Origin of the sequence: Pseudooceanicola onchidii (assembly GCF_004959925.1) — a bacterium.
GTDB classification, from domain to species: Bacteria; Pseudomonadota; Alphaproteobacteria; order Rhodobacterales; family Rhodobacteraceae; genus Pseudooceanicola; species Pseudooceanicola onchidii.
This window is the reverse complement of the sequence record NZ_SPUW01000003.1, coordinates 56,345-71,959: the sequence shown is the minus strand read 5'-3', so window position 1 is coordinate 71,959 and position 15,615 is coordinate 56,345. Positions and strand designations below refer to the sequence as shown.

28 protein-coding genes are annotated in these 15,615 nt (G+C 62.3%); 3 read left to right on the top strand and 25 right to left on the bottom strand.

Annotated features, from left to right (window positions below; translation table 11 throughout):
- Positions 1 to 96: 96 nt before the first annotated feature.
- On the top strand, positions 97 to 825 hold the full coding sequence (locus E4S58_RS13250; RefSeq protein ID WP_136637583.1) for a vWA domain-containing protein: 729 nt from the start codon (positions 97 to 99) through the stop codon (positions 823 to 825).
- On the opposite strand, the gene E4S58_RS13245 is transcribed toward E4S58_RS13250, so the two are convergent.
- From E4S58_RS13245 to E4S58_RS13165, 17 genes are all read right to left on the bottom strand, one after another.
- Positions 822 to 1,544 (bottom strand): gamma-glutamylcyclotransferase, encoded by a 723-nt coding sequence (locus tag E4S58_RS13245; protein ID WP_136636917.1) that lies wholly within the window; start codon positions 1,542 to 1,544, stop codon positions 822 to 824. The genes E4S58_RS13250 and E4S58_RS13245 overlap by 4 nt on opposite strands.
- 136 nt (positions 1,545 to 1,680) lie before the next feature.
- Positions 1,681 to 1,866, bottom strand: a complete 186-nt coding sequence (gene rpmD / locus E4S58_RS13240; RefSeq protein WP_009805798.1) for a 50S ribosomal protein L30 — start codon at positions 1,864 to 1,866, stop codon at positions 1,681 to 1,683.
- 3 nt (positions 1,867 to 1,869) lie between these two features.
- Positions 1,870 to 2,445 carry a 30S ribosomal protein S5 gene (gene rpsE / locus E4S58_RS13235; protein WP_136636916.1) on the bottom strand — a complete coding sequence of 192 codons (576 nt, stop codon included), beginning with the start codon at positions 2,443 to 2,445 and terminating at the stop codon, positions 1,870 to 1,872.
- A gap of 204 nt (positions 2,446 to 2,649) precedes the next feature.
- Positions 2,650 to 3,009, bottom strand: a complete 360-nt coding sequence (gene rplR / locus E4S58_RS13230) for a 50S ribosomal protein L18 (RefSeq protein ID WP_136636915.1) — start codon at positions 3,007 to 3,009, stop codon at positions 2,650 to 2,652.
- A gap of 12 nt (positions 3,010 to 3,021) precedes the next feature.
- A complete protein-coding gene (gene rplF / locus E4S58_RS13225) occupies positions 3,022 to 3,555 on the bottom strand; it encodes a 50S ribosomal protein L6 (protein WP_136636914.1) in 534 nt (177 codons plus the stop codon).
- Positions 3,556 to 3,567: 12 nt separating this feature from the next.
- Positions 3,568 to 3,960, bottom strand: a complete 393-nt coding sequence (rpsH, locus tag E4S58_RS13220) for a 30S ribosomal protein S8 (protein ID WP_136636913.1) — start codon at positions 3,958 to 3,960, stop codon at positions 3,568 to 3,570.
- Between the two features lie 13 nt (positions 3,961 to 3,973).
- Positions 3,974 to 4,279 (bottom strand): 30S ribosomal protein S14, encoded by a 306-nt coding sequence (rpsN, locus tag E4S58_RS13215; protein WP_136636912.1) that lies wholly within the window; start codon positions 4,277 to 4,279, stop codon positions 3,974 to 3,976.
- A gap of 16 nt (positions 4,280 to 4,295) precedes the next feature.
- Positions 4,296 to 4,859 carry a 50S ribosomal protein L5 gene (gene rplE, locus E4S58_RS13210; RefSeq protein WP_136636911.1) on the bottom strand — a complete coding sequence of 188 codons (564 nt, stop codon included), beginning with the start codon at positions 4,857 to 4,859 and terminating at the stop codon, positions 4,296 to 4,298.
- Positions 4,852 to 5,163, bottom strand: coding sequence for a 50S ribosomal protein L24 (gene rplX / locus E4S58_RS13205; protein ID WP_136636910.1), 312 nt, complete (start codon positions 5,161 to 5,163; stop codon positions 4,852 to 4,854). The genes rplE and rplX overlap by 8 nt, the downstream gene beginning before the upstream one ends.
- Complete coding sequence (gene rplN, locus E4S58_RS13200; protein ID WP_009805806.1) at positions 5,163 to 5,531, bottom strand: 50S ribosomal protein L14; 369 nt, start codon at positions 5,529 to 5,531, stop codon at positions 5,163 to 5,165. Before rplN ends, rplX begins: the two co-directional genes overlap by 1 nt.
- A 78-nt stretch (positions 5,532 to 5,609) precedes the next feature.
- The gene (rpsQ, locus tag E4S58_RS13195) at positions 5,610 to 5,840 is read right to left on the bottom strand and encodes a 30S ribosomal protein S17 (protein WP_136636909.1); all 231 of its coding nucleotides are present in this window, start codon (positions 5,838 to 5,840) and stop codon (positions 5,610 to 5,612) included.
- A gap of 12 nt (positions 5,841 to 5,852) precedes the next feature.
- Positions 5,853 to 6,053, bottom strand: a complete 201-nt coding sequence (rpmC, locus tag E4S58_RS13190) for a 50S ribosomal protein L29 (protein ID WP_136636908.1) — start codon at positions 6,051 to 6,053, stop codon at positions 5,853 to 5,855.
- A gap of 229 nt (positions 6,054 to 6,282) precedes the next feature.
- On the bottom strand, positions 6,283 to 6,738 hold the full coding sequence (locus E4S58_RS13185; protein WP_136636907.1) for a DUF3237 domain-containing protein: 456 nt from the start codon (positions 6,736 to 6,738) through the stop codon (positions 6,283 to 6,285).
- Between the two features lie 120 nt (positions 6,739 to 6,858).
- On the bottom strand, positions 6,859 to 7,413 hold the full coding sequence (locus E4S58_RS13180) for a VPLPA-CTERM sorting domain-containing protein (protein ID WP_136636906.1): 555 nt from the start codon (positions 7,411 to 7,413) through the stop codon (positions 6,859 to 6,861).
- A gap of 321 nt (positions 7,414 to 7,734) precedes the next feature.
- Complete coding sequence (locus E4S58_RS13175; RefSeq protein WP_136636905.1) at positions 7,735 to 8,187, bottom strand: DUF3237 domain-containing protein; 453 nt, start codon at positions 8,185 to 8,187, stop codon at positions 7,735 to 7,737.
- A 4-nt stretch (positions 8,188 to 8,191) separates the two neighbouring features.
- Positions 8,192 to 8,812, bottom strand: coding sequence for a TIGR02466 family protein (locus E4S58_RS13170; protein WP_136636904.1), 621 nt, complete (start codon positions 8,810 to 8,812; stop codon positions 8,192 to 8,194).
- A gap of 61 nt (positions 8,813 to 8,873) precedes the next feature.
- Positions 8,874 to 9,278 (bottom strand): winged helix-turn-helix transcriptional regulator, encoded by a 405-nt coding sequence (locus E4S58_RS13165; protein WP_136636903.1) that lies wholly within the window; start codon positions 9,276 to 9,278, stop codon positions 8,874 to 8,876.
- An 89-nt stretch (positions 9,279 to 9,367) separates the two neighbouring features.
- Between E4S58_RS13165 and E4S58_RS13160 the strand changes: the two genes are divergently transcribed.
- Positions 9,368 to 10,207: an SDR family oxidoreductase gene (locus tag E4S58_RS13160; protein ID WP_136636902.1), complete on the top strand. Its 840-nt coding sequence runs from the start codon at positions 9,368 to 9,370 to the stop codon at positions 10,205 to 10,207.
- A gap of 117 nt (positions 10,208 to 10,324) precedes the next feature.
- Here the strand turns inward: E4S58_RS13160 and rplP are convergent, their stop codons facing one another.
- The 5 genes from rplP to rplB are packed head-to-tail and all read right to left on the bottom strand — an operon-like array spanning position 10,325 to position 12,984.
- On the bottom strand, positions 10,325 to 10,738 hold the full coding sequence (gene rplP, locus E4S58_RS13155; protein WP_136636901.1) for a 50S ribosomal protein L16: 414 nt from the start codon (positions 10,736 to 10,738) through the stop codon (positions 10,325 to 10,327).
- Between the two features lie 12 nt (positions 10,739 to 10,750).
- On the bottom strand, positions 10,751 to 11,476 hold the full coding sequence (rpsC, locus tag E4S58_RS13150) for a 30S ribosomal protein S3 (protein WP_136636900.1): 726 nt from the start codon (positions 11,474 to 11,476) through the stop codon (positions 10,751 to 10,753).
- Positions 11,476 to 11,856, bottom strand: coding sequence for a 50S ribosomal protein L22 (rplV, locus tag E4S58_RS13145; protein ID WP_136636899.1), 381 nt, complete (start codon positions 11,854 to 11,856; stop codon positions 11,476 to 11,478). The genes rpsC and rplV overlap by 1 nt, the downstream gene beginning before the upstream one ends.
- Positions 11,857 to 11,859: 3 nt before the next feature.
- Positions 11,860 to 12,138, bottom strand: a complete 279-nt coding sequence (gene rpsS / locus E4S58_RS13140) for a 30S ribosomal protein S19 (RefSeq protein ID WP_136636898.1) — start codon at positions 12,136 to 12,138, stop codon at positions 11,860 to 11,862.
- Between the two features lie 3 nt (positions 12,139 to 12,141).
- Positions 12,142 to 12,984, bottom strand: a complete 843-nt coding sequence (gene rplB, locus E4S58_RS13135; protein WP_136636897.1) for a 50S ribosomal protein L2 — start codon at positions 12,982 to 12,984, stop codon at positions 12,142 to 12,144.
- Between the two features lie 528 nt (positions 12,985 to 13,512).
- Between rplB and E4S58_RS13130 the strand changes: the two genes are divergently transcribed.
- Positions 13,513 to 13,707: a hypothetical protein gene (locus E4S58_RS13130; RefSeq protein ID WP_136636896.1), complete on the top strand. Its 195-nt coding sequence runs from the start codon at positions 13,513 to 13,515 to the stop codon at positions 13,705 to 13,707.
- A 153-nt stretch (positions 13,708 to 13,860) separates the two neighbouring features.
- Here the strand turns inward: E4S58_RS13130 and E4S58_RS13125 are convergent, their stop codons facing one another.
- From E4S58_RS13125 to rplC, 3 genes are read right to left on the bottom strand one after another with little or no spacing between them, the layout of a single operon-like run.
- Positions 13,861 to 14,157 carry a 50S ribosomal protein L23 gene (locus tag E4S58_RS13125; RefSeq protein ID WP_136636895.1) on the bottom strand — a complete coding sequence of 99 codons (297 nt, stop codon included), beginning with the start codon at positions 14,155 to 14,157 and terminating at the stop codon, positions 13,861 to 13,863.
- Entirely contained in the window at positions 14,154 to 14,768 is a 615-nt protein-coding gene (gene rplD / locus E4S58_RS13120) for a 50S ribosomal protein L4 (RefSeq protein ID WP_136636894.1), read from the bottom strand. Before rplD ends, E4S58_RS13125 begins: the two co-directional genes overlap by 4 nt.
- Complete coding sequence (gene rplC / locus E4S58_RS13115) at positions 14,765 to 15,607, bottom strand: 50S ribosomal protein L3 (RefSeq protein ID WP_136636893.1); 843 nt, start codon at positions 15,605 to 15,607, stop codon at positions 14,765 to 14,767. The genes rplD and rplC overlap by 4 nt, the downstream gene beginning before the upstream one ends.
- Between the last annotated feature and the right edge of the window lie 8 nt (positions 15,608 to 15,615).

Genomic DNA, 15,615 nt, shown 5'->3' with positions numbered 1-15,615 from the left:
TCGCGCGGGCGTTTCAAGCGGGCAATTCCGGGGCGCGCCGGGGCCGATCAAGTGGATTGATTTGCTGGCTGACCCATGGTCAACTTGGTCATGGGCATGTGGCGCACATCGGTTCTTGGGCTGGCCCTGGCAGCGATGTCAGGGGTCGGCGCCGGTCGCGCCACCAGTGACTGCGCCACCGACGCCATGCTGGTGTTCGACGGGTCCGGGTCCATGGTCGAATTCGGCTATGACTGGCGCCAGATCACCCGCATCGCCGAAGCCCGGGTCGCCGTCGCGAAATCCATGCCCCAGATCGCCCCGCACCGCCGGATCGGCCTGTTGATCTACGGCCCCAACACCGGCGACAGCTGCACCGGCATCGACGTCCGCTTCGGTCCGCGCGCAAATGCCGCAGAGCCGATCATCAGCGCTGTCAACGCCCTGTCGCCCGGCGGGCTGACGCCGCTGGCCAATTCGGTGCAGGTCGCGGCCGAGGTTCTGCAATATCCCGACCGCCCCGGCGTGATCGTCGTCGTCACCGACGGCAACGAAACCTGCGGCGGCCGCCCCTGTGCCACCGGCACCGCGATTTCCGCAGCCGCCAAGGACCTGACGATCCACGTCATCGGCTTTCGCGCCGTCGTCGACTACTGGACCTGGGACAACCCCGAACAAGAGGCGCATATCCGCGGCGACATGGTCGCCCGCTGCCTCGCCGACATGACCGGCGGGCTCTACGTCAAGACCGAGACGGTGGACGAGCTGGTCGAGGCGCTGAATGCCACGCTAGGCTGTCCGATCTACGGCGCGCGCCCCGAGGACCTGGCAATCCTGCCCGGCTAGCCCCGCGCGCCCCGCACATCCGCCAGAAGCCTCTGCAAGGCCGGGTCTTCGACCTGCATCGCGTCGAACTGGATCAGCATGTTTTCCAGGTATTCGTAGCTGGACCCCAGAAACCCTTCCCCGGTCGCGATGTAATCGACCTGCATCTCGTGGCAGAGCGTGGTGTCGATCATGTCGGCCTCGGGGTCCGCCACGAAACACAACGCCTGTACCGGGCCTTCGGCCGTCCGCGCCTCGGCAAAGGCCGGGTAATAGGCATGGGCGATCATCTCGCGCCGCCAGAGCCGCTCCGTCTCGGCCTCGACCAGCGGCGCGGGGATCCGGAAGACCAGCCCGTCGCAGGTGCCACCCTCGGCCAAGCCCGCCATCAGGCCCGGCGCCTCGGCCGACCCGCGCGCCCCGCGCCGATCCACCAGGCACATCGACCGGCTGTACCCCTGCACCTTGGTGTGCCGGACCTCATCGAAAATCACGGCCGGGTCCCACATGAGCGAGCCATAGGCAAAGACCCAGAGCGGCCCGTCGTGCCCCGCGAGGAACGCGGTCCGGGTCGCTTCGCGGTCGGCATCTGGTCTGCGCCACGGCAACTCGACGCCCCGCTCGGCCATGCGGCGGTCCATCTCCTCCATGTCGAGGTCGCGAAAGAAGCTCTGCTCCGGGTCGCGGATCAGGGATTTCAGCTCGGGGTGATGGCGAAAGGCGCGGTCGGGGATGGTCATGCCTTATCCTTTTGTGGAAATGGGACCGCCGCAAGGTCCGAAATCGGCAAGACCGGTATGACAAAGAAAACACCCCGGACCTTTCGGACCGGGGTGCTGAATTCTTGTCGTAGGGCGGGGTTCACCCCGCCAGCCCTCAGGCCTTTTCTTCGACGATCTCGACCAGATGCGGGATCTTGTTGATCATGCCGCGGACGGAAGGGGTATCTTCCAGTTCACGGGTCTTGTGCATCTTGTTCAGGCCCAGACCGATCAGCGTCTTGCGCTGGATTTCGGGGCGACGGATCGGGGAGCCGATCTGCTTCACAACGATAGTAGCCATGGATCAAGCCTCCTCGGCGACGTGAGAGCTGTCCGCCGGCGCGTCATCGCGCTTGGGCAGGATGTCAGCCACTTTCTTGCCGCGACGCTGAGCCACCTGACGGGGCGAGGACTCTTTCTGGAGACCGTTCAGCGTGGCGCGGATCATGTTGTAGGGGTTCTGCGACCCGATCGACTTGGCGACGACGTCCTGAATGCCCAGCATTTCGAACACGGCACGCATCGGACCACCGGCGATGATACCGGTACCGGTCGGTGCGGTGCGCATCACGACGCGGCCAGCGCCGTGGCGGCCTTCCATGTCGTGGTGCAGGGTGCGGCCTTCGCGCAGCGGAACGCGGATCATCTGGCGCTTCGCCTGCTCGGTGGCTTTGCGAATGGCCTCGGGGACCTCTTTCGCTTTACCTTTGCCAAAGCCGACGCGGCCCTTCTGGTCGCCCACGACGACGAGGGCTGCGAAGCCGAAACGCTTACCACCCTTGACGGTCTTGGACACACGGTTGATCGCGACAAGGCGATCTGCGAATTCCGGTGCTTCGTCGCGATCGCGACGGTCCCGGCGGTTGTCTTCACGAGCCATGGGCTCTCCTTTTCATCGTGGGTCCTGCCCTGCGGCGACCCGGGTTATCCAATCCAGGTGAGGTCCTTGCGGAACGCTCCCGGATCATCGGGGCCTCGGGGCCCTCAAATACCGAAGGCGGGGTGAACCCCGCCCTACGGCGTCGGTCGAAGCGGGGTGACCCCCGCCCCGGGGTGGTAGGGCGGGGTTGACCCCGCCACGACCTTAGATCTTCAGACCGCCTTCACGGGCAGCGTCGGCCAGGGCCTTCACCTTGCCGTGGAAGAGGAAACCGCCGCGGTCGAAGTATGCTTCTTCCACACCGGCTTTCTTCGCGCGCTCGGCAATCGCCGCGCCGACCTTTGCGGCCGCCTCGACGTTGTTCTTGCCGACAACACCCAGGTCCTTCTCGAGAGAGGAAGCGGATGCCAGGGTCACGCCCTGCACGTCATCGATCAGCTGAACAGAAATGTTCTTGTTCGAGCGGTGAACCGAAAGGCGAACGCGACCAGCGTTGACCTTGCGGAGTTTGCTCCGGACGCGCATGCGGCGCTTCTGGAACAGTTGTCTTTTGCTAAGAGCCATGTCCGTGCGTCCTTACTTCTTCTTGCCTTCCTTGCGGAAGATAAACTCGCCCTTGTAGCGGATGCCCTTGCCTTTGTACGGCTCGGGACGGCGCCAGTCGCGGATGTTTGCCGCAACCTGGCCCACCAGCTGGGGGTCGGAACCTTCCACGACGATTTCGGTCTGCTTCGGGCAGGTGATGGTCACACCGGCCGGAATGTCGAAATCGACGTCATGGGAATAGCCGAGGTTCAGTTTCAGAACGTTGCCCTGGACGGCGGCACGATAACCGACACCCTGGATTTCCAGTTCCTTCTTGAAACCGTCGGTCACGCCCTGAACCATGTTCGCGACGCGGGTGCGGGACATGCCCCACTGCTGACGCGCACGCTTGGACGAGCCACGCGGGGTTACCGTGATGGCATTGTCTTCCTGCACGATGGTCACATCGTCGGTGGCGGTGAAGCTGTGGTTGCCTTTCGGCCCCTTCACTTCAACGGTCTGGCCCGAGATCGTCGCGGTGACGCCAGAGGGCAGCTCGACCGGTTTTTTACCAATACGAGACATTGATGGACCTCCTTAGAAGACGGTGCAAAGCACTTCGCCGCCAACGTTCTGGCTGCGTGCGTTTGCATCCGACATCACGCCCTTGGACGTGGAGACAATCGACACACCGAGGCCCTGACGGACCTGCGGGACGTCCTTGACACCCATGTACACGCGACGGCCGGGGGTCGAGACCCGCTTCAGTTCGCGAATGACCGGGGTGCCTTCGTAGTACTTCAGGCTGATTTCCAGGGTCGGGTGACCGTTGGCATCGGTGCCTTTTTCATAGCCGCGGATATAGCCTTCGTCCGCCAGCACATCCAGGACCCATGCCCGCAGCTTGGACGCCGGGGTGGAGACGGTGGATTTGCCGCGCAGCTGGCTGTTGCGGATACGGGTGAGCATATCGCCGATAGGATCGTTCATATCTTACCCTCCCTTACCAGCTGGATTTCACGAGGCCGGGGATCTGGCCGTTGGAGCCGAGTTCCCGCAGCATGATCCGGGAGACCTTGAGCTTACGGTAGTAAGCGTGGGGACGGCCGGTCAGCTGGCAGCGGTTGTGAAGACGGGTCGCGGACGAGTTGCGGGGCAGCTCGGCCAGCTTCAGGGTGGCGCGGAAACGCTCTTCCATCGGCTTCGACTGGTCGTTGATGATTTCTTTCAGCGCTTCACGCTTCGCGGCGTACTTCTTGACCAGCCGCTCACGCTTCTTTTCGCGCTCGATCATGGATTTTTTAGCCATAACTCTCTCTCCCGCGTCAGCTGTTGAAGGGCATGTTGAAAGCTTTCAACAGCGCCTTTGCTTCCGCGTCGGTTTTCGCGGTGGTGGTGATGATGATGTCCATGCCCCAGACCTCGTCGACCTTGTCGAAGTTGATCTCGGGGAACACGATGTGTTCCTTGAGGCCCATGGCATAGTTACCACGACCATCGAACGATTTGCCGGAGACACCGCGGAAGTCGCGGATACGGGGCATTGCGATGGTGATCAGGCGGTCCAGGAATTCGTACATGCGATCAGCGCGCAGGGTCACTTTGGTCCCAAGCGGCATCTCTTCACGAACGCGGAAACCAGCGATCGACTTCTTGGCCGTGGTGATGACGGCTTTCTGGCCTGCAATCGCGGTCAGGTCTTCCTGAGCGGATTTGGCTTTCTTGCTGTCTTTCACCGCTTCGGCGCCGCAGCCGATGTTCAGGACGATCTTGTCCAGACGCGGGATTTCCATGTCGTTCTTGTAGCCGAATTCTTCCTTCAGGGCAGCGCGGATGCTGTCCTTGTAGGCGGCCTTCAGACGCGGGGTGTAGTTCGCGGTATCAAGCATCGATCACGTCTCCGGTCGTCTTGGCAAAGCGGACTTTCTTGTCGCCTTCCATGCGGAAGCCCACGCGGGTCGGTTTGCCGTTGGCATCGACGAGCGCGAGGTTCGAGATGTCGATCGGCAGAGCCTTGGGCAGACGGCCGCCCTGCTGGGTCTGCGTCTGGCGGGTGTGGCGGATGGCGACGTTGATGCCGTCGACGATGGCCTTGCCGTCCTGCGGCAGAACCTTCGTGATCTCACCGGTCTTGCCCTTGTCCTTGCCGGCAAGAACGATGACCTTGTCACCTTTGCGGAGTTTCGCAGCCATTACAGCACCTCCGGAGCAAGCGAGATGATCTTCATGAAGTTCTTGGCACGAAGCTCGCGGACAACCGGCCCGAAGATACGGGTACCGACCGGCTCACCTGCGTTGTTCAGGATGACGGCGGCGTTGCGGTCGAAGCGGATGGAGGTGCCGTCTTCACGACGAACTTCCTTGGCGGTGCGAACGACGACGGCCTTGCGGACGTCACCCTTTTTCACACGGCCGCGCGGAATGGCTTCTTTCACCGACACAACGATGATGTCGCCAACCGACGCGTAACGACGGTGGGAACCGCCGAGGACCTTGATGCACTGAACCCGGCGAGCGCCGGAGTTGTCAGCAACATCCAGATTGGTCTGCATCTGGATCATTTGGTTTCTCCCGACCTATGGGGGGGCGTGCAGTCTGCCCTATTCCCCAGGGTTTCGCTAAAGCTGGTCAGCCGCCGCTTACGCGGTGATGACTTCCCAACGTTTGGTCTTCGATTTCGGTGCGCATTCCTGAATGCGGACCTCGTCACCTTTCTTGAAGGTGTTCTGCTCATCGTGAGCCCGGTACTTCTTGGACTTACGGATGGTTTTCTTCAGAACCGGGTGCGTGAAGCGGCGTTCCACCGACACGGTGACGGTCTGGGCGTTGGCGTCAGAAGTGACGACGCCGGACAGGATACGTTTGGGCATCTGGATCTTCCCTTATTCAGCAGCCGCAGCGGCTTTTTGGTTCAGCACGGTCAGGACGCGGGCGGCCTCGCGGCGCGCGGCACGCATACGTGCGGGGTTTTCCAGTTGGCCGGTGGCCTGCTGAAAGCGCAGGTTGAACTGCTCTTTCTTCAGCTCGGTCAGCTGCTCGCGCAGCTGGTCGGGCGTCTTTTCACGAAGGTCATTCGCGCTCATGTCTTTATCCTTTCAACATCACCGGAAGGCCCCATAGCGCGCATGCGCCGGGTCACCCTGATTCCGGTGGAGTCATGATGAGCGGGCCGTATAGGAGGGATTCGCCTTCCTGGCAAGCCCTTGCGGTACTTTTCGCCCTGCCCCGCCCGGCGCGGATCACCGTGACGTTCGGGGGCATGCGCAAAGGCCCGTTCAAGGCGTCGGAAATCGGCGGCCACGGCCCGCCGGATCACAGAACCTCGAACACCTCGTAGGACACCCCGGCCGCGCTGCGCGTGCCCACGCCGACTGCCACGACGCGGGTCAGCCAGTCGTAAGGGCCCGGCTTCACCTCGAAATAGGGTGTCGTACGGAAATAGTAGCTAGCGGGATCCAGCGGCTCGCCCTTCGCCAGTTGCGCCCGGTGCGAGGCGTTCAGGGTGTTCACCCCTTGATAGGCCATGTAGATCGCCGCACCTTCGTCGGTCTCCATCATCAACCGCACGTCTATCCGGGCGTGCCCCCTGTGCACGCTCACCCAGTCTCCGCTGACGGGCAGGACCCTGCCCCGCAGCCGGTCCCCTTCGAACCGCCCGCCGGTGACATGATAGATCAGACGTCCCGTCCCATCCGCGCCGCACAGATCGAACCCGGGGCCAACCTCAAGGTCAAGCTTGAACAGATGACGTGTCTCGATGCCTGACATGATCCCCCCGGGTGCAACACCAAGGGATGCTAGACGGAGGTGTAAGGCGCAGCAACCTGAACCCAATAAAAAACGGCCGCGTCACCGCGACCGTTTCTACCCCCAACCAATCAGGTCTGATCAGCTGTTTTTCTTTTTCCGGCGAATGACGCCCATGGCGCCAAGCGCGCCGACCATCAGGAAGCCGGCTGCAGGCAGCGGAACCGCAGGCGTTTCCGTCGTTTCGACCGCGAAGGTCACTTGGTTGCCCGACTGACCAGATTCACCAGAAACACGGAACTCAACAGTTTGGCCCGCAAGGAGGTAGAATCCGACGCCACCCGATCCGACAGTACCTGTCGGAGTGATTCCCGCAAGGATCGCCAGATCTACCGGAGCACTTCCATCGATCGAATAGGCGATAGCGATCGAGTTCGCAGGGTTGCCTTCAAGGTCGGTGTTATAAGGGTTGATGGTGAACTGCGTCAGGGCATACAAATTGTTGTCCGCCGTAAACGACAGGCCAATATAGTTCTTACCGTCAGCCGCAAATTCAGAAAACTTCGGAATACCGACGTAAGCAGACGTGTTTTCGCCAGCTGCCATTGGCGTATCGAAGTCGATGGTTATAGCCGAAGCCGCTGTCGCGCTGAGGGCGAGAGCGGAAGCAGCAATGAAAGTCTTGTAATGCTTCATGTTACTTTCCTGGTTGAGGGTTGCCTTTAGGTTGTCAAATAGGCTGCCACACAATTATTCAAGAGCGGACTTACTTTCGCCACAACTTTTTGGTGACCGCACACCTTATCGCAACAAAACTTTGTGTGAGCGACCTACTGTTTCTCAGAATACCGAGGTTCAACGCGGGAACCCGCCGATCGGTTCCGGCCATCGGCAACAATCCCCGCCAAATCGCCCTATAGTTGCCGCAAGGTAAGTGGAACCCGCCACGACGCACGCCGGATGCCATCCAGAGTCGCGCGCGCCCGGCCCTCGCAGCGCCGGTCCGCGACCGGAACCTTAGTCTTCTTCGAAAACGTGGTAATCGATGTGGTCGGCATACCGCGTGCCGACCCCGAACACCGACACTGCGGTCAGCCAGCTCAGGCGGTCGGACCGGCTCAGGAACTTCGGAGAGACGCGGAAATAGTGGCCGGCCTGTTCCAGCGATCCGCTTTGACGGAACCGCTCGCGCTCCTCGGGGGTCAGGTCCGAGATGCTTTCGTAGACCATCAGGATCCGGTCACCGTCGTCGGTCTCAAGCTCGACCCGGACGTCCATCGATATGGCACCATCCTTGACCCGGACCCAGTCGCCGGTCACGGGCAGCACCCGGCCCTTCAGGCGTGGGCCGGTGAAGTGGCCGCCCTTGACGTGGTAGATCAGGCGCGTCTCGCCGGTCGCATCCGTGATCTGCTGCGCCGGCCCCATGTCCAGGTGCATGACGATGAGCGGGTCCCTGCCCTCGGTCATCGGGTCAGTCCCACTTGTAGTTGAAGCTTACCGAAATCCGGTCGTCTTCGGACATGTTCATCGGAACCTCGTGGCGCAGCCAGCTTTCCCACAGCAGCACCTCGCCGGGTTCCGGCGCAATATAGATGAAGGGCTTCAGGTCTTCCGATGCGCCCTTCCGCCGGGTCGGCGCGGCCATCATCATCTGCAGGCGCGGATCTTCCAGCTTCAGCGCGGATGCACCGTCCGGCATGGCGACATAGGTCGTGCCCGAGATCACCGAATGCGGGTGGATATGGGACGAATGGGTGCCGCCTTCGGGCAGGATGTTGATCCAAAGATCCTCCAGCACCAGCGCCTTGTCCCCCAGATCGAACTGGCAGGTCTCGGCAAAGGCGGCGACGTGCTTGTCCAGCGCCTTCACCACATCCGCGAAGATCGGGAAACGCCAGGGCAGATCGGTCAGCGACGCATAGGAGGTATAGCCGGGATAGCCGTTTTCCTCGCACCACGCCTGCCCGGCTTCGTCATCCTCGGCGATGGAATAGCACGAGGTTTCAAGCTCGTCCGTATCCACCTTCGGGCCATGTTCGGACAGCTTGGCGCGATACAGCGGGGTGACGAAAAGGGTGCGGATGTCGGCCATGGGATTCTCCGGGGTGTTCCGGGGCCTCCTACCGCATCGCGCGGGGCAATGCGAGGTCTCGCTAGCCTTGACGCGACTGCCAGTGCTGATTGATCGCGGGCATGTTCCCCTCGATCCAATCGGCCAGGATGCGCACCTTCGCCGCGCCCTCCTGCCCCAGTGGAGTCAGGCGGTATTCGACATGCGGCGGGACCACGTCATATTCGATCCGTTCGACCAGCCCGTCGCCTTCCAGCCACTTCAGCGTCTGGGCCAGCATCCGCTCGCTGACCCCGCCGACCATCCGGCGCAATGCGCTGAAGCGCAGGGTCTGATGCTCAAGCGCAATCAGGACAAGAACGCCCCACCTGCTGGTCATATGCTTGAGAACATCGCGTGACGGACAATTCGCGGACAGCAGGTCGCCGCGCAGGAAACGCCCGGACAGGCTGGCATCATCAAGGGGTGTGGAAGCGGCGTCAGACATTTTCTTGATACTTACATTTCTGTGCGTACTTACGAACCGTAAGCGTCATCCGTATATCGCAGGTCATCGGAAACGGAAAGGATATTCCCATGACCATCGCAGTCACCGGCGCCACGGGCCAACTTGGCCGCCTTATCATCACAAAGCTTGTCGCGGCCGGTCAGCCCGTCATAGCCCTGGCCCGGTCGCCGGAAAAAGCCGCCGATCTGGGCACCGAGGTCCGGGCGTTCGACTATGACCAACCCGACACCCTCGCCCCGGCCCTGAACGGTATCGACACGCTGATGCTTGTCTCGGCCAGCGAGATCGGCAAACGCACCGCCCAGCATCAGAACGTCATCACCGCCGCCAAGGCCGCCGGCGTCGCACGTATCGTCTATACCAGCGTGCTGCATGCCGACCGCTCGACCCTCGGCCTGGCGCAGGAACATCGTGACACCGAAGCCGCGCTTGCCGCCGCGGGCATCCCGACCACCATCCTGCGCAACGGCTGGTACACCGAAAACTACGCGGCCTCGATCCCCTCGGCACTGGAACACGGCGCCTTCGTCGGCAGTGCGGGCGACGGCAAGATCGCCTCGGCCAGCCGCGAGGACTATGCAGACGCCGCCGTCGCGGTCCTGACCGCCTACGGTCACGATGGCAAGGTCTATGAACTGGCGGGCGACACGGCCTACACCCTGTCAGACCTCGCGGCCGAGCTGTCGTCCCAGTCCGGAAAGACCATCCCCTATGCCGACATGCCCGAGGCCGACTATGCGGGCGTTCTGACCGGCGCGGGCTTCCCGGCCCCGATGGCGCAGGCCTTCGCCGGGTTCGACACCGCGGCCGAGGGTGGCGCACTGCATGATGACGGGCGCCAGTTGTCGGCGCTGATCGGCCGCCCGACGACCCCGATGGCCGCGACGGTCAAGGCGACGATCGCCTGACCCCCTGCCCCCGGCGCCTTGGCCCGGGGGCATTCGGGCCAAGGACATGGAAAAACCCCCGCTGGCGACAGCGGGGGTTCTTTTCTTGTCCCGATCCGGTCCAAGGACCGGTGCGGTTTACCAGTCTTCGCGAACCACGACGCGGGTCTTGACCGGAAGCTTCATCGCGGCCAGGCGCAGCGCCTCGCGTGCGACGTCTTCCGAGACACCGTCAAGTTCGAACATGACCCGGCCCGGCTTCACTTTGCAGACCCAACGGTCCACGGAGCCTTTACCCTTACCCATACGAACTTCGATGGGCTTTGCGGTGACGGGCACGTCGGGGAAAATCCGGATCCAGACACGACCCTGACGCTTCATGTGACGCGTCATGGCCCGACGGGCGGCTTCGATCTGACGGGCGCTGACACGCTCGGGCTGGGTGGCCTTGAGGCCGAAGGTTCCGAAGTTCAGGTCAGAGCCACCTTTGGCGTCGCCCTTGATGCGACCCTTGAACTGCTTACGGAATTTTGTGCGTTTCGGTTGAAGCATCTTACGCTCTCCTTACCGGTCGCGGTCGCGGCGGTTACCACCACCGGCGCCACGGGGGGCGGGACCGTCCTGAAGCTCTTGCGCACGGCGATCACGCGCCTGCGGGTCATGCTCCATGATCTCGCCTTTGAAGATCCACACCTTGATGCCGATGATGCCATAGGGGGTCATCGCTTCGGACAGGGCGTAGTCGATGTCGGCACGCAGCGTGTGCAGCGGAACACGGCCTTCACGGTACCATTCGGTACGCGCGATTTCCGCACCACCCAGACGACCCGCGACGTTCACCCGGATACCCAGGGCGCCCATGCGCATGGCGTTCTGCACGGCCCGCTTCATCGCGCGGCGGAAGGAAACCCGGCGCTCGAGCTGCTGGGCGATGGACTCGCCGACCAGCTGGGCGTCCAGTTCCGGCTTCCGGACCTCGACGATGTTCAGGTGCAGTTCGCTGTCGGTCATCTTGGCCAGCTTGCCGCGGAGAACTTCGATGTCCGCGCCCTTCTTGCCGATGATGACACCCGGACGTGCGGTGTGAATGGTCACACGGCACTTCTTGTGCGGGCGTTCGATGATGATGCGGGCCACACCGGCCTGCTTGCACTCTTCGCGAATGAATTCGCGGATCTTGACGTCTTCCAGAAGAAGATCGCCGTAATCCTTGGTATCGGCGTACCAGCGGCTGTCCCAGGTGCGGTTGACCTGCAGGCGCATGCCGATCGGATTGACTTTCTGACCCATTAGGCTTGCTCCTCGATCTGGCGGACCTTGATGGTCAGCTCCGAAAACGGCTTCATGATCTTGCCATAGCGGCCACGAGCCCGGGGACGCCCGCGCTTCATGATCAGGTTCTTGCCCACATAGGCCTCGGCGACGATCAGGTCATCGACGTCCAGGTTGTGGTTGTTTTCGGCGTTCGCGATCGCGGACTGAAGGCATTTCTTCACGTCCTCAGCAATCCGCTTTTTCGAGAAGGTCAGGTCCGTGAGGGCCTTGTCCACCTTCTTGCCGCGGATCAGCTGCGCAACCAGGTTGAGTTTCTGCGGGGAGGTACGGAGCATGCGCACTTTGGCCATTGCTTCGTTGTCCGCCACGCGACGGGGGTTCTTTTCCTTCGCCATGACTTACTTCCGCTTCGCTTTCTTGTCGGCAGCATGCCCGTAGTAGGTACGGGTCGGCGAATATTCACCGAACTTCTGGCCGATCATGTCTTCGGTCACGTTCACCGGAACGTGCTTCTGGCCGTTGTAGACGCCGAACGTCAGGCCCACGAACTGGGGCAGGATCGTCGAACGGCGGGACCAGATCTTGATGACTTCGTTCTTGCCCGACTCGCGAACCTTCTCGGCCTTTTTCAGGACGTAGGCGTCGACGAACGGACCCTTCCAAACAGAGCGCGACATGGATTACCGCCCCTTCTTCTTGGCGTGACGCGACCGGATGATCAGTCGGCTGGACGCCTTGTTGCGGTTACGGGTCTTGGCACCTTTGGTCGGCTTGCCCCACGGGGTCACCGGGTGACGACCACCAGAGGTCCGGCCTTCACCACCACCGTGCGGGTGGTCGATCGGGTTCATGACGACGCCGCGGACGCTCGGGCGGATGCCCTTGTGGCGCATGCGGCCGGCCTTACCGTAGTTCTGGTTGCTGTTGTCGGGGTTCGACACGGCACCGACAGTCGCCATGCATTCCTGGCGAACCATGCGAAGTTCACCGGACGACAGGCGGATCTGGGCGTAGCCACCGTCACGGCCGACGAACTGGGCATAGGTGCCCGCGGCGCGTGCGATCTGACCACCCTTGCCGGGCTTCATCTCGATGTTGTGGACGATGGTACCGATCGGCAGACCCGAGAAGGGCATTGCGTTGCCCGGCTTGATGTCGGCCTTTTCCGAGGCGATCACCTGATCGCCAACGGCCAGACGCTGAGGCGCAAGGATGTACGCTTGCTCACCGTCTTCATATTTCACCAGCGCGATGAATGCGGTCCGGTTCGGGTCATATTCGATCCGTTCAACGGTTGCCGCGATGTCGAACTTGTTGCGCTTGAAATCGACGATCCGATAGAGGCGCTTTGCCCCGCCGCCTTTGCGGCGCATCGTGATCCGTCCGGTGTTGTTCCGGCCGCCGTTCTTCGTCAGACCCTGGGTCAGGGCCTTGACGGGGCGTCCTTTGTACAGCTCCGAACGGTCGATCAGCACCAGCCCGCGCTGGCCCGGCGTCGTCGGCTTATACGACTTGAGTGCCATGCTTTCTGTCTTCCGTTTAGCAATGCCGGATGTTTGCACCCGGCTATGTTTGAGGCCCCCATGTACGAGAGGACCAGTGGTGTAGGGCCCCGAAGGTCCCCGGTTAGGCACGCGAGCCATGTCCGAGACGCAGCCTGCGCAAAACACAGAGCCCCGGACGAATCCGGGGCTTCTGCGGATGGGGTCGTGTAGGGGGTTTGCCCCCCATGGTCAAGCCCCGCGACACCACGCAGACCCCTGCCCGCCGTGGCGGACCATCAAGCCCTTCCGACCACAGCCCGCAAGGACCCTCAAGTCGATACGCGCAGCGGTCAAAGTGGGCGTCGATTTAGACCACCCAGGACCGCGATCCCTGCGGAGAACAGCCAGAAAATCGCCCCGCATCAGCATGCCACCGCCATTTCCGCCACCCCGGGTAGAGCAGCAGAAATCCTTGCGCAACCTCAGGTTTTTAAGGGTCACGAGAGGCTTGACCGATGCCGTGTCACCCACCAGATTGCGCGAAATTTTCAAAATGTGCGCTCTTCGATGGACTCTGTAGTTACCCTGCTCATCTGGCTCGTGGCCCTGATCCTCTTCGTCTGGCTCTGCGTCCTCTTCCCCGCCGAGCTGGCCGAGAAGCGGAACCGCAGCCAGTTCCTGTGGGTCCTTGTGGCCATTCTTGGCACCCCCATGGTGGCAGTCGGGCTGCTCCTCTACCTCGGAGAGAAGAAGGCCGACTGAGCCCCCACGGCATGACCGGCCCCAACAGCCCTGCACGTGGCCCTCTGCGCCTACAGGCCTGGCCACAGAACCGCCATCCACATGCAAAAAGCCCCCCGCATCACTGCGAGGGGCTTTCCGTTATCGTAGGGCGGGGTTCACCCCGCCATCCGTTCAAAGACCGGTCGAGACGTCGATCGTGTTGCCCTCTTCGAGCGTCACGTAAGCCTTCTTGACGTCTTTCCGCGTGCCGAGGCGACCGCGGAACCGCTTGCTCTTGCCCTTGGTGATGGTCGTGTTCACGGCCTTCACCTTCACACCGAAGAGAGCCTCGATGGCTTCCTTGATCTGCGGCTTGTTCGCTTCCGGGGACACTTCGAAGACAACGGCGTTCTGTTCGGACGCCATGGTGGCCTTCTCGGTGATGACCGGCTTGCGGATCACGTCGTAATGTTCTGCCTTCGCGCTCATTTCAGTCGAGCCTCCAGTGCTTCGACACCCGCCTTCGTGATCACCAGGGTGTCACGCTTCAGGATGTCATAAACATTCGCGCCGATCGAGGGCAGCACGTCCAGCCCTGCGATGTTCGCAGCGGCCTTGGCGAAGCCTTCGTTCACGGCACCGTCGATGACCAGTGCGCGCTTCCAGCCCAGGTTCTTGACCTGCTTGGCCAGCGTCGAGGTCTTGCCGTCAGCTTCGGCGGTGTCGATGATGACCAGCGACCCTTCCTTGGCTTTGGCGGACAGCGCGTGCATCAGGCCCAGCTTGCGGAACTTCTTGGGCAGGTCGTGCGCATGGCTGCGCGGCGTCGGGCCCTTGTAGATACCGCCGTGACGGAAGATCGGGGCCTTCTTGGACCCGTGGCGTGCGCCGCCGGTGCCCTTCTGGCGATAGATCTTCTTGGTCGAGTAGCTGACTTCCGAGCGGGTCAGGACCTTGTGGGTCCCCTGCTGCGCCTTGTTACGCTGCCAGCGCACAACGCGGTGCAGGATGTCCGCACGCGGTTCCAGGCCGAAGATCTCGTCGCCGAGATCGACAGAACCGGCTTTGGAGCCGTCCAGATTGATCACGTCGAGTTTCATTCGTCGCCTTCCTTCTTCTCGGCCTCGATGTCGGCCTCGGCCTCTTTCAGGGCTGCTTCTTCAGCGACTGCGGCTTCGGCTGCGGCGGCTTCTTCAGCTGCCTTGGCTTCTGCTTCGGCCTGCGCAGCGGCTTCTTCAGCGGCTTTGCGGGCTTCTTCAGCTGCGGAACGCAGGGCGGCAGGCAGGATCGCGTTCTCGGGGAACGGCTTCTTCACGGCGTCTTTCACCGTGACCCAGCCACCTTTGGTGCCCGGAACGGCGCCCTTGACCATGATCAGACCACGTTCGCTGTCGGTCTTGATGACCTGCAGGTTCTGCGTGGTGACACGGACGGCACCCATGTGACCGGCCATTTTCTTGCCCTTGAACACCTTGCCCGGGTCCTGACACTGACCGGTCGAACCATGCGACCGGTGAGAGATCGAGACACCGTGCGTCGCGCGCAGGCCGCCGAAGTTGTGCCGCTTCATGGCACCGGCGAAACCCTTACCGATCGAGGTGCCGCAGACGTCCACGAACTGACCTTCGAAGTAGTGATCGGCGGTGATTTCCTCACCCACGGCGATCAGGTTCTCGGGGTCGACGCGGAATTCCGCGATCTTGCGCTTGGGTTCGACCTTGGCAGCCGAGAACACGCCACGCATGGCCTTCGAGGTCCGCTTGGCCTTGGCCGTGCCCGCGCCCAGCTGGACGGCGGTGTAACCATGTGCGTCAGCGGTACGCTGTGCAACGACCTGAAGCGTATCGAGCTGAAGGACGGTCACAGGAATCTGCTTGCCGTCTTCCATGAAAAGCCGGGTCATGCCGACTTTCTTTGCGATGATACCGGAACGGAGCATCTGATGTC